This window comes from Thermococcus sp. PK (assembly GCF_000430485.1).
GTDB classification, from domain to species: Archaea; Methanobacteriota_B; Thermococci; order Thermococcales; family Thermococcaceae; genus Thermococcus_A; species Thermococcus_A bergensis.
This window is the reverse complement of the sequence record NZ_KE387146.1, coordinates 20,702-32,572: the sequence shown is the minus strand read 5'-3', so window position 1 is coordinate 32,572 and position 11,871 is coordinate 20,702. Positions and strand designations below refer to the sequence as shown.

Here is an 11,871-nt window from a genome sequence, read left to right as displayed (position 1 = left end):
AACTGTATTGAACGCTGGTTCAGGACTTTAAAAGAAAGAACAAAGCGTTTCTGGAATAATTTCAGGGCTAGAGACTGGAGGAGGGTTCACAGGTTTGTTTTTCTGTTTGCGTTCTGGTATAATTTTGTTAGGTTTCATTCTCGGTTTGGTTGTCCGCCTGGTGATGTGACTGAGTGGCTTCAAGAGGTGATGCCCCAGTTATCCTGACAGTATCGAGGGTTTTTCCACAAAATTTATATATTTAAGGACATACCCCATTATGGGGTGTGTCCACAAATGTTGTTTGATGTACACCCAAAGACATCAATTACTGAGCTTTTTGGGAGAAGGGCAGAGTACCTTAGCTTCATAGAAGCTGTGGAGAAACGTAGAAATTTCTTCATAATTACCGGTCCTCGTAGAATAGGGAAAACGAGCTTTCTCTATGCCAGCCTCAATGAGCTTGAAAAAGAATATGGAATCCCATATGCAGTGGTGGATGCAAGGGCCGCAACTTCCATCAACTCCAAGTATCCTCAGAGAATTATATCTGAGCGGCTCTACAAGGCCCTCGTGAGCAGAGGTTTTGTAGGAGGAGTAGTTTCAAAGATAAAGGGTATAAAAATCGGAGGGATCGAGATAGAGACTGATGAGCACAACATTGACATAGTGGATATACTCTCAGCAATAAACGAGGGGAACGAGCTGGCCATAATAGCCTTTGATGAGGCTCAATACCTCAGGTTTTCAAATGAAGATTTAACAAAGCTTTTTGCATGGGTGCTTGACTCCTTACCCAACGTGATTCTTGTTTTCACAGGATCTCAGGTGGGAGTTTTGGAGAACTTTCTGCGCCTTGAAGATGGAAAGGCCCCTCTCTTTGGTAGATACGAAGTAAGGATAAATCTTCCTAGATTCAACCCTTCCGAGAGTTTAGAGTTCTTGAGAAGAGGATTTGAAGAGTACAGTATAAGAGTGAACGAGAGAGAGCTGTTACCTGTAGTGAACACTCTAGATGGAGTTCCCGGGTGGTTGGTGCACTATGGAGCCCGCAGGATCGATGGACTCACCCACGATGAGGCCATTGAGAGAGTCCTTGATGAGGCCATGAAATATGTAGAAACAGAGTTTGAAGAGCTAGACAAGCTATCTCCCAGATACAAGATCATTATGAGAATTGTCGCACGCCTGAGTGAGGGAAGAGGACACGCAAGATGGGATAGAATAAAGAACCTTGCAGAGGAAGAACTGGGAGAAAAAATTGACGAGAAATCTATGAGGAAGTACCTCTCAAAACTTGTGGATTATGGATTCCTAGAGACCATCGGATACGGAAAGTACCGGATACCAGATCCCGTTATGTACCGGGTCTTCAGGAGGATGTGACAAATCATAAAGAGGTACCCCATTATGGGGCCCCTCTAGTAAACCAAGGATCATTTCCTAAAAACCCTCGCCACCAGCACCAAACCCAGGATAAGCCCGGGGCCGCAGATAGTCCCTGTTTGCTGTGAGGTAGTATCTGATTGTGTGGTGGTTTGAGAAAGCTCAACCTGTCCTGAGGGAAGCTTAAGCTCAAAGGGCTGGCCAACGCACCTAAGCAAAAGTGGATTATCGCTCTCATCATAAGCAATCCATGAGTATTTTCCTCCCTTTTCATACCAGCCTATGTGGGAGTTGTAACCCGATTTCCCTTTCTCCGCAACCTCAACGATTGCCGAGATGTCTTCATCACCTACCGCTATTATTCCGTTCTCCCTCAGCCATTCGAGCTCTACTCTAAGGGCTTCGCTGAAGTTGAAGGAGTAAGGATCTATAATCCCTACTGGAGTGTCAATAGTCCCGGATTTAAACTGCAGCTTGTCAAAAGCGCATGAGATACCAAGCACTTCAAAAAGTTCTCTAAGCTCACCAATGTCTTCCTCACTCGGCTTCTCTTTCCCATAGTCGGCTATGTAGACTTCGGCAAGGGGGAGCTTAATAACTTTGGAAGGATCAATGCCATGCTCTTTCAGGCATTTTTCAAAATCTGGATTAGGCTTCCATGTGCAGAAGCCGTTATAACAGCCGCAGCTCGTTAATCTCAAACACCCGTACCACTCCTTATATACACACGGTGTAACTATCTCCCTTGCAAGATCTTTCGTTGTGCAGACCTCTCCGGAACATCCGCCGACAGCACACTCCGAATCTCTTCTACACTCATCTCCATTTTTTGGGCTTATCTGAATGTAGAGAGACTCCTTCTTAAAGGTGTAGTTCTTAACTTCCCAGCCCAGAGCCTTAATCCGCTCAAAGCTTTCGTTGGAAATCAGCAAGGGGGATTCAAATGAAGCATGGGCGTAAGTGGATTCAAAGCTCTTCGCAGGTATTTGAATTCTAATCCACAGAGAGGAGTTAACCTCTTTTAGAATAACTGCAACTCTTTCGTCATAGTGAGAGCGGTAGATTATGCTTCCATCGTCGATTATTACGTTTTCTGCATTTTTTAGTGGAGTAAGGTCATAATAAATGCCAGGCCTGTTAAGGCGAACCTCCACAGCTAACGAGTCCATTGGATTGTAGCATGCACTGGCCAATGGAACAAAGATCAGCAAACTAATGAGCACGAACTCTTTCCTCATGTTCTCACCAATATAGAACTTGACTTCAAAGTATATACCCCTATCGATAAGTTCAGAAATACTTGAAGCTGTTCTGACATTGAAAAATAACCCAAATAGATTTAAGTTTGTCAAAATCAAAACGTTTTTATCTTTTCACCTTGAAGATAAGAGTTGGTGGTTTCTATGGTAGTTGAAGATGAGATTTTTAACGACATACAAACAAACGGCATAATTGGGCCACACTCAAAGATGCTCGGCCCCGTAGCAGACGGAGGAAAAATAATCTTTCGCACAGCCCCCGGATGCTGGGGCCCGATGATCACTCCCACAATCAGGGGAGGACATGAAGTCAACATGCCGGTTGCGGTAGAAGGGGCAGAGATTGGGGACGGCATAGTGATTAAGATAAAGAGCATAAAGGTTCTCTCAAAAGCAGCTTCTTCAGGCGTTGATGTCGCTAGAGAAGGAGCGTTTGTTGGAGACCCATACGTCGCAAAGAAATGTCCAAGCTGTAACGAGCCATGGCCCGAATTTGAGGTTGTTGGCATAGGGGAAGATGCAGTGAGGTGCAAGAACTGCGGCTCGCCGACTTCTCCCTTCAAGATGGTCAACGGCTATACAATGGTTTTTGATCACAACCTTGGAGTTGGAGTTACCGTAAACAAGGAAACCGCCGAGATGATAGCCAAAGATGCATGGGAGTGGCACGCTCTTCCCAAGAATTCAAAGCAGGTGCCGATACTAATCTTCGCCAAGGCAGATATAGTTGGAGTTCCCTCAAGGATGAGACCTTTCTTGGGACAGCTTGGAACGGTTCCAGCTGTAGACATCCCGGACTCCCACAATGCCGGGGATTTTGGCTCATTCCTAATCAACGCCCCCCATCCATACGGGATAACCAAGGAGGACTACGAGACAAAGCTAACCGATGGGCATTTGGACGTTGATTCAGTCAGGGAAGGAAGCATACTGATAGCACCTGTAAAGGTCAAAGGAGGAGGAATTTACGCCGGAGACGCTCATGCAATGCAGGGAGATGGAGAGGTAGCGGGGCATACAACCGATGTAACTGCAGAGAGTGTTCTTGAAGTTTCGGTTGTCAAAAACGTAAATCTGGATGGCCCAATATTGCTACCTCCTGAGGAAGACCTGCCTCCACTCGCAAAGCCATGGAGAAAAGACGAATGGGAGAAAGTGCAGAATCTGGCAAGAAGGTTTGGAATTGAGCCTGAGCCTGTGGCTCCAGTGCAGATTATTGGTTCAGGACCAACTATAAACGAAGCTGCAATGAGAGGTTTTGAAAGAGCTGCAAAGCTCTTTGGAATGAGCGTAGAAGAAGTTAGAAACAGAGTAACGATAAGCGGTGCCGTGGAGATCGGAAGGCTTCCGGGAATAGTTCAAGTGTCAATGCAGGTTCCGTTGAGTGCTTTAGAAAAAATAGGGATAGACGAGATAGTGGTCAAGCACTATGACCTTCCTTACTGAGTTTTTACTTTTCTGCTTTTTTTACAGTTAAACTATTACAAGCTCCACAACATCCCCCACTTCAAACTCTCCCCCGATAAGCTTAACCCTCCCCTCGTTGCAGTAAATCCCGACTCCCTTAACCCTTTTTCCATTTGCAAGAACTTCAAAGTTAGCTTTAAAGATTCCAGCACGGTTTTCGAGAATTTCTTCAGCTTTCACGACCCTTCCAAAAAGCCTCGCTTCACTTCCGTTAAAAATCGCTCCGTAGCGATAATGGGGTAAACCCCCTTCGATGTTTCCAAAGGGAGTCATTCCTTCTTTTCCTCTCTTCAGGGGTTTAAGCCAGAGATATCGGGAGGTTTTTTCAACAACTTCAAATTCTATTCCCTTTGCGGTAGGAACAAGGGGCATAACCTTAGGGAAAATAACTAAGCCCCCTCTTGCCCTGTAAGGGTCTTCGCACCTTCTGAGCTCGAAATGAGCATGTTTGTCGCTCCATGGCGAGAAAAATCCTGAATAGATAAGCCTCCCAATCTCATCACCGAGAGTAACTCTCTCCCCAACCTCAAGCTCTGGCTTAACATGAAGAACCTTCAGACAGAAATCTCCCACCTTAAAGAGGGTAAGGTAATCATGTTCGACCGGAATGTACCGGGGAGTCCTTATCTTTTTCACTTCAATCAGCTTTCCCTCTTCGAAGGGGAATAGTGCTTTATCTTCAAAGTACACATCAACGGCTCTTCCAAGCCTGTGTCCTATGTATGGAGTGTCAAAGAAGGAATACCTAACATCGGGAATTTCCATCCAGAGATCCCCTGCCTTGGCTATTTTCATTCACTTCACCTCTATGAACTCCCAGCCTTTCCTGTGGACTTCAATTCCTTCTGTTCTTACGTTAAGCCGTTTTATGAGTTCCACAAGCTCTTTAACGAAGCTCCAGAACTTATCCTCGTCAACCATAACTTCGTAGCTTTCGGGGAAATTTTCCCTTAGCAATTCCCGAAACTCCCTACCAGCGGCTTTCAGGTTGAGCACTTCGAAAAAGTAAGAATCAGCGAAGCCCCTTGTTTCCCTTATTATCTCCTCTACATCGGTAATTCCCGGGATAATCGGGCTTATGAAGGCGTAGTTTCTCACTCCCTCCTCTCTAAGTGTCTTTAGAGCGTCTATCCTAAGCTTCTGCGAAGGAGTAAAGGGCTCTATGAGTTGCTTTTCCTTCCCCCCGAAGCTGTTTATTGTCAATCCGACCTCGATTTCGTCGAAGAGCTTGAAAAGGTCAATGTCTCTAACCACAAGCGGTGATTTGGTTAGAATGCTGAGCTTGTTTCTCTTGTTCATCATCTCAAGGGTTCTTCTCGTTAGCTTGAGCTCCTTCTCTACGGGCTGATAAGGATCGGAGATGCTCGACATGAAGACCTCTCCGTAAACCCTCTTCCTCGCAAGCTCAGGGGCGTTGGTCTTTACCTCCACCCATGTTCCCCACTCGCCATAGGGCTTCCATCTGCAGAGGAACTTCGCGTAGCAGTATTTGCACCCAAACTGACAGCCAACGTATTGGTTTATAACCCAACCAACCCCGGGAATTCCACTTTTTGTGTAGATGCTTTTTGCTTTGGTTTTAATAATCCTCATCCAAACACCTCGGCAACTTTGAGAAAGCCAAAGAAAATTGAAAACAGCATTAAACCCAGGAAAATTCTGTAGACTGTTAGTATTTTCTCTTTTTCAAGCTCTCTGAACCTAAGAAAGATGTAAAAGGAAGCAATCCAGAGTGCAAGCTGAATTAGGAGTAGGGGTGCATCATAGGGATAATAAGGTGGTGAAAAGATGGCCGGGAGAAAGAGCATCATGCTAAGCAGAAAGCCAAGGATGCTTAAGGATAGCAAATTTACAGCAGAAAATGAAGGGTTAATATCGCCAATAACTTTCAGCTCCAGAAAATACGCAAAAGCAAATAAAACCACATAATGAAGCCCATAGAGAGAAAGGAATTTAGTCCCAAGTTCTTTTCGCTTTAAGATTCCGTACCCCATTAAAATCAAAGCACCTCCGAGATAGGAGGAGAGCCATGCAGACAAATCCTTGTAAAACCCATAAGGGGCATCAAAATTGGCAAAGGCTATTGCTCCAGGCTGCGTTATCATTAAAACTGCCAAGCTGAAAAACAGAAGCCTAAGTTTAACCCTCTCCATGCAAACACCAAACTTAAATAAGCCTCGAAGTTTATATCCTTTGATGTTCGGCAGTGAAATTTATTCAAAGCGCTTTTGGGAGGTTGACTTTGTCCGGGGAATAGCGTTAATCATGATGTTAATATCCAACTTTGTCACAGATCTGCAGTTCTTTCTGGGTTATTCAGAGCACAGGCTCTTCTGGAAGCTCTTTGCTTATGCAACCGCATCCCTCTTTGTCTCGATTTCAGGGCTCTCACTGTGGATAAGCCATGCAAGAGGAAATAAAACTCCCAAGAAGTATTTGTTGAGGTTTGCAAAGCTCTTTGGCCTTGGCTTGCTCATAACCCTTACTACCTATCTCCTGCTGGAGAAAGGGACAATCTATTTTGGAGTTCTGCACTTCCTGGGCATAGCGAGTTTGCTCGTGATTCCCTTCTATTCTCTTGGATGGAAAAACATCTTTCCCGCAGTTCTCTTTCTTTTGGGAGGCCAGGTTGTAAAGAACGTTCACGCCGACACTTTGCTCCTTCTTCCCCTAGGGATTACTCCTCACGAGTTCTTTACTCTGGACTACTTTCCGATATTTCCGTGGTTTGGGGTTTTCCTTTTGGGAACGGCAGCGGGCGCGTTGATTTATCCCAATGGAAGAAGAAAGCTCAAGATAAATACCCCAAAAAACCCCATCCTTGAGTTCATCTGCTTCATGGGGAGGAACACCCTAAAGATCTATATCATCAACCAGCCGGTTTTTGTAGGGCTTCTTATGCTCCTCTACGGCGGTTTGCCCAACTTAGGGGTGTGAGTTATGAAGGACTACGTTAAAAACATCCTCAAAATCATAAGCATACTTGCAGACGAGATAGTTGTTGGAGCATTTCTCTTCTTTATTTTGCCGAGAGCTGGCATAAACGTGCCTTTAAAGCCCGCTCTTGCTGTAATAGGTTTTCTTATCTTCAAAGACGTCATTGCCGTCAAGTTCCTCTGGGAGGTTTTTGAGAAAAGGGTGGAAGTTGGGCCAGAAGCACTGATTGGAAAAGAAGCTATCGTGGTTGAAGATTTAAACCCAAAAGGCGTCGTAAAAGTGGGAAACGAACTGTGGATAGCTGAATGCATAAACGGGGAGGCAAAAAAGGGTGAAAAGGTAAGAATCGTGGAGGTTAGGGGCACTAAGCTGCTCGTGGAACGCCAAGAGTAGCTAAGACCATGGCAATTTCTTCGGGATTGTCGGTTGTGAAAGCGACGTCAAGCCCCTTTTTGTGTATGATTACGCAGCCTTTAGCTGGAAAATTGAACCTTATTGGGGCCCAGCAGTTTATCCAGCCCTCTTTAACTTCAAAGCTCTCAATGTCCTCGATTTTTATTGTCTTTCTAAGAATAACCCCAAAGGTTCCCCGAAGTCGTATTTCCCGTTCATCTATCTCGATTCTAAAGGTTAGCACGTCAACCAAAACCAACACCACGGCAACAAAGACTATCATCATTATTTCAAAGCCTTCACCTTCATAGTACGAAGCCCAAAGTCCTGCTAAAAGACCAATATACGCTGGAAGTGTAAGAAAAAAGACAAACCTGCTGAAGCGCTTTTCTTCGTAGAGCATCGCCCCACCAAATAAATAAAAGATTAAATGCTAATAAAGCTTTCCCATGTTTTTATGTCCTTCAAACCATGCCCTGTTGCAACCACAACGACACTTTCGTCTTTATCTATTATCCCCTCTTCTCTCATGTTTTTGGCAAGGGCAAGGGCTGTTGCTGAGGAAGGCTCCACGAAGAGGCCCTCTTTTCCGAGCATTAAGCCTGCGTTCAGAGCTTCCTCATTTGTTACCGTGCCAAGGTAGCCTCCGCTCTCGTCAATAGCCCTCAAAACGTTCTCTCCATCCACCGGAGCTTTAACTGCTATGGCAGAGGCAACTGTCGGCTGTTTTGCCTTTATTGGCTCAATTGGCTTCTTCTCTTTCCAAGCCCTAACTATTGCATCGTAGCCCTCAATTTGAACTCCGGCAATCTTCGGCAGCTTTTCAATAAGCCCAACTTCGTAGAACTCCTTTGCAGCCTTCCAGATGGCCCTTAAGTGAGTCCCGGCACCAATTGGCACAACAATCCAGTCGGGAGCGTCAAACCTGAACTGATCGAAGATTTCAAAGCCTGTGCTCTTTTGACCTTCAACTCTATAGTGGTAGTTGCCGGTAAGGTAATAGCCCTCCTCCCTTGCCATCCTCTCGCTTTCCGCTAAAGCTTCATCGTAGGTGCTTCCATGGATTTTTATCTTCGCCCCGTAAACAACCGCTTGGACGAGCTTTCCAACGGGAGTTCCTTCTGGAACCACTATTGTTACTTCAAGGCCTGCCTTGGAACCATAAGCGGAAACACTGGCTGCCATGTTCCCTGTTGAAGCCACAACAACTTTTCTTGCGTGGAATTCGAGGGCCTTTGTTATCTCCACACTCGAACCCCTGTCCTTGAAGGCTCCTGTTGGGTTTTCTCCTTCATTTTTGACGTAGAGCTTCCCAAAACCCAGCTTCTCCTCAAGGTTTTTCATTCTGTAAAGTCTCGTACCGCCCTCGTTAAGGCTAACAATCTTTCTGAGGTTTGAAACAGGGTAGAACATCCAGTACTTCCACAGTCTTGGCGCTTCCCTAAACAATGCATCGTTATCTTCTATAATTTCTCTTATTGCGCTGTAATCGTATTTCACATCCAAAGGAGATCCGCATTTTTCACATTTGTAAATTCCGCTTGCCAAGGAGTATTCTTTGCCACAGTGTGTACATTTTAACACAGTTTCAAACATCGTAATCACTCCCTCGCCTATATTTTTGTACATATATCCGCTCATCATACTGATTATAAATTTTTGGGATTGATGAAATTCAGTCCAATTATTGGAGGGAGAACTCTGGGTACTAGACAGGAACTTAAGTCAGAATGACAACAAACTAAAGGTTAAGCGGAAAACGGATACACCTCAATTTAACCCTTAAACCTCAGAACATGGATGTCCCTCACAACCCGGTGCCGCTCCTCAAAGTCCGTGTACTTCCCCAAAACTTCAAAGCCAAGCTTTTCAAGCCACTTCCTGTCCTTGCGATAGAGCCTCCCATCGCTGAGCCTGTAAGCTGGAAAAACAAACACGACTCTAGCATTTCTCTTCAAAACATCTCTAAAGCTGTCAAAGACCTGGTAATAAAATCTATCAAGCTCGTTAGCAAGCTTTATTGCTTCTCCTCTTGTGGGGTGGTGTTTTAAGGGCTTGCCCATGTATGGCTCAGTAACAATAGCGTCAAACTTAACTCTAAAGCACCTCTTGAGCTTTCTCGCATCACAGACCTCAAGATGGGCCGTTCTCTTTACGTTAAACTCCTTCTTCAGCCATTTCAGGTTTTCTTTAGCTCCATGAATGGCTTTTGGATTTGAGTCACTTCCGTAGGCGTTTAATCCCTGAAGCAAAAACTCCTGCACTACCGTCCCTATCCCGCAGAAGGGGTCAAGGAAATTGCCCTGCCTGACCTCGCTTAGATTCACCATTATTCTCGCCAGACGCGGCGGAATTGAAAAGATCGCTCTTTGCACAGGTCTCTCAACATCAAGTTTCTTGAGCTCAAATGGGTCAGTTATGGCCACTGTTTCTCCCACGTATAGCTTCTTCCCATACATGAAGACAAAATCCTTAACCTCGGGAAATCCCTTCAAGATAAGCTCGGAAGGCATTGCATAGACCTTCGCGGGCTTGAAAAATTTGCTCGGGCCTTGAGATTTGAAGTTTTTCTTTATCGCACTTCCAAGCTTCCTCCAGAGCTTCCAATCGTCTTTTCCATACAGGCTTACAGTGAACAGCTTTGCATACTCCAAGTCTCTTATCGCTTCTTCTCCTTCTCCAACGATTTTTATCAGCTTTAAAGAACCACCAAGCTTGCGGAAAAGCCGCTCTATACTTTTATCACTTTCAAAAACTACCCAGTCTTTTGAGCTCTCAACTACACTGACTTTTAACCCAAATCTCTTCACAAAAGCCCAGAATTCGGCCTCACTGAGCTTTGGATTTTTTCCGTAGATGAGCGCATACATGATGGGAGAGTTCATCGGGGGATTTAAAAAGGTTTGGAGCCGAGAGGACAAAACCCTTAAATTGGCCCGCTGATTATTGTCTTTCGGTGGACTTTTATGAGCCTTGAAGAACTTTACCGCTACCTCTACTGGCGGATGGATCCCGAAGATGAAAGAGCGGTGCTGAGATTTTGGCGAATCGTGGAGGTGTTTGAAAAGCTCAAAAACAAAGGACTGATCCCAGATAAGCCGAGGGTTCTAGATATATGCGCAGGAACAGGCATAGCTGGAGTTGCGATGGCAAAAGCAACGGATGCAAAAGCCCTTACCGTTCTTGATGCGAGAGAAAAAGACCTCAAAAAGGTTGAAAAGTGGGTCGAAATTGCAGATTTAGACTTAAAGCCAAGGATAGTCGTTGGAGATGCAAAAGAGGTGGCAAAGCTCGTTGGCGAGCATGATGTGGCTCTCCTCTGGGGCTTAACAATGCCCCACTTTGATGCCTTTGATGCGGTGAAACTGTTCAGAAACGTTGCTTTAACCTTAAGCAACGATGGAGTCTTTCTCCTTGAAGAGCTGGACAGAGTTTATGGCGTATTCTACCAGACGGGATACAAGGATATGCTTATTGAGACCAAAACAGATGAGTACACCCTTCTCTCAGTCCACGAAGGTTATGATCAAATTAGAGGCGTCTTTAAAAGAACATACTACAAACTGCCCGGCTTTGAAAAAGTTAGTGAACAGGAGCACAGACTTTGGGATTTGGCTTCTCAACTCGCCCTTGGAAGCGTGTTCTTTAAAGAACATCGTTTAATCTCAAGAACGGAGCACGGCGTAAATGGAGTCTCCCATATCATCTACCTAAAGGGACCAAGAAGAAAGATAGCAGAGGAGTTGGGTGATGAAGATGCTCTTTGAGATTGAGATTCCAACAAGGGAGGAGTTTGAGCTTATTGACGTAACGCCCATCATAGAGGAAAAGGTAAGAGAGTCAGGGACAAAAGATGGAATAGCCGTAATTTTTACAAGGCACACAACGACAGCCCTACTTATAAACGAGAACGAGAGCGGCCTGCTCGAAGACGTCAAAGAGTTCTTTGAAAGTTTTATTCCCAAGGGGAAGGGTTACAGACACAACAGAATAGACAGCAACGCCCATTCCCATCTGAGGAGTATTATCTTAAATCCAAGCCTTACGATCCCAATAAAAGACGGAAGACTCCTGCTTGGAACATGGCAGAGCGTGATCTTTGCCGAGCTGGACGGACCGAGAAGGAGAAAACTCTTTGTGAAAATATGCGAGTGCTGAATCTTTCTCTTTTTTGAGAAACAAGTCAAAGTGTCCCGACGCTCATTTTTGACCGGTATCCCCTTGTAGTTTGAGCACTCTATTAATTATTGGTGATGCGAAATGTTTGGTTTCGAAGGTTTGAGAAGGTTTTGGGAGAAGGAAACTACACCCAAAATCAAAAAAGAATGTGCAAGATGTGAAGCAGCAACATTCCAAAAAAGAATCCTCTGATAACAACAAAGTTTATTACCCCTAAATTCCAAACAAACATTAGAAATAGAAATATATTTCATAATTGTGGTGGTCATTT

The 11,871-nt window shown here is 44.8% G+C and carries 13 protein-coding genes and 1 pseudogene; 7 read left to right on the top strand and 7 right to left on the bottom strand.

Annotation, left to right across the window (positions count from 1 at the left end; all coding sequences use genetic code 11):
- Window positions 1–207 (top strand): annotated as a pseudogene (locus THEPK_RS12455) (IS6 family transposase); the annotation flags it as partial.
- Between the two features lie 69 nt (window positions 208–276).
- Window positions 277–1,365 carry an AAA family ATPase gene (locus THEPK_RS01415; RefSeq protein ID WP_042697447.1) on the top strand — a complete coding sequence of 363 codons (1,089 nt, stop codon included), beginning with the start codon at window positions 277–279 and terminating at the stop codon, window positions 1,363–1,365.
- Window positions 1,366–1,415: 50 nt separating this feature from the next.
- Here the strand turns inward: THEPK_RS01415 and THEPK_RS01410 are convergent, their stop codons facing one another.
- Entirely contained in the window at window positions 1,416–2,603 is a 1,188-nt protein-coding gene (locus THEPK_RS01410; protein ID WP_042697439.1) for a CGP-CTERM-anchored Cys-rich protein, read from the bottom strand.
- A gap of 165 nt (window positions 2,604–2,768) precedes the next feature.
- Here THEPK_RS01410 and THEPK_RS01405 point away from each other — a divergent pair, with 165 nt between their 5' ends.
- A complete protein-coding gene (locus tag THEPK_RS01405) occupies window positions 2,769–4,070 on the top strand; it encodes an acetamidase/formamidase family protein (RefSeq protein WP_042697436.1) in 1,302 nt (433 codons plus the stop codon).
- A 27-nt stretch (window positions 4,071–4,097) separates the two neighbouring features.
- Here the strand turns inward: THEPK_RS01405 and THEPK_RS01400 are convergent, their stop codons facing one another.
- From THEPK_RS01400 to THEPK_RS01390, 3 genes are read right to left on the bottom strand one after another with little or no spacing between them, the layout of a single operon-like run.
- Window positions 4,098–4,886, bottom strand: coding sequence for a hypothetical protein (locus THEPK_RS01400; protein ID WP_042697433.1), 789 nt, complete (start codon window positions 4,884–4,886; stop codon window positions 4,098–4,100).
- Window positions 4,887–5,684: an SPL family radical SAM protein gene (locus THEPK_RS01395; RefSeq protein WP_042697430.1), complete on the bottom strand. Its 798-nt coding sequence runs from the start codon at window positions 5,682–5,684 to the stop codon at window positions 4,887–4,889.
- Window positions 5,681–6,244 (bottom strand): hypothetical protein, encoded by a 564-nt coding sequence (locus THEPK_RS01390; protein ID WP_052315866.1) that lies wholly within the window; start codon window positions 6,242–6,244, stop codon window positions 5,681–5,683. Before THEPK_RS01390 ends, THEPK_RS01395 begins: the two co-directional genes overlap by 4 nt.
- A gap of 43 nt (window positions 6,245–6,287) precedes the next feature.
- Here THEPK_RS01390 and THEPK_RS01385 point away from each other — a divergent pair, with 43 nt between their 5' ends.
- Both THEPK_RS01385 and THEPK_RS01380 read left to right on the top strand, forming a co-directional pair.
- Window positions 6,288–7,028, top strand: a complete 741-nt coding sequence (locus tag THEPK_RS01385; RefSeq protein ID WP_042697429.1) for a heparan-alpha-glucosaminide N-acetyltransferase — start codon at window positions 6,288–6,290, stop codon at window positions 7,026–7,028.
- Window positions 7,029–7,031: 3 nt separating this feature from the next.
- Window positions 7,032–7,421, top strand: a complete 390-nt coding sequence (locus THEPK_RS01380; RefSeq protein ID WP_042697426.1) for an NfeD family protein — start codon at window positions 7,032–7,034, stop codon at window positions 7,419–7,421.
- On the opposite strand, the gene THEPK_RS01375 is transcribed toward THEPK_RS01380, so the two are convergent.
- The 3 genes from THEPK_RS01375 to THEPK_RS01365 all read right to left on the bottom strand — a co-directional run bounded on the left by THEPK_RS01375 (window position 7,393) and on the right by THEPK_RS01365 (window position 10,291).
- Complete coding sequence (locus THEPK_RS01375; protein ID WP_042697423.1) at window positions 7,393–7,824, bottom strand: membrane protein; 432 nt, start codon at window positions 7,822–7,824, stop codon at window positions 7,393–7,395. The two genes, THEPK_RS01380 and THEPK_RS01375, sit on opposite strands and share 29 nt — an antisense overlap.
- Before the next feature lie 23 nt (window positions 7,825–7,847).
- Window positions 7,848–9,062 (bottom strand): threonine synthase, encoded by a 1,215-nt coding sequence (thrC, locus tag THEPK_RS01370; protein WP_232194498.1) that lies wholly within the window; start codon window positions 9,060–9,062, stop codon window positions 7,848–7,850.
- A 134-nt stretch (window positions 9,063–9,196) separates the two neighbouring features.
- Complete coding sequence (locus tag THEPK_RS01365) at window positions 9,197–10,291, bottom strand: TRM11 family SAM-dependent methyltransferase (RefSeq protein WP_042697420.1); 1,095 nt, start codon at window positions 10,289–10,291, stop codon at window positions 9,197–9,199.
- A gap of 96 nt (window positions 10,292–10,387) precedes the next feature.
- Here THEPK_RS01365 and THEPK_RS01360 point away from each other — a divergent pair, with 96 nt between their 5' ends.
- Together THEPK_RS01360 and THEPK_RS01355 are read left to right on the top strand one after the other, a co-directional pair.
- Window positions 10,388–11,188, top strand: a complete 801-nt coding sequence (locus THEPK_RS01360) for a class I SAM-dependent methyltransferase (protein WP_042697417.1) — start codon at window positions 10,388–10,390, stop codon at window positions 11,186–11,188.
- Window positions 11,178–11,579 (top strand): secondary thiamine-phosphate synthase enzyme YjbQ, encoded by a 402-nt coding sequence (locus THEPK_RS01355; protein WP_042697414.1) that lies wholly within the window; start codon window positions 11,178–11,180, stop codon window positions 11,577–11,579. The genes THEPK_RS01360 and THEPK_RS01355 overlap by 11 nt, the downstream gene beginning before the upstream one ends.
- Window positions 11,580–11,871: the final 292 nt, after the last annotated feature.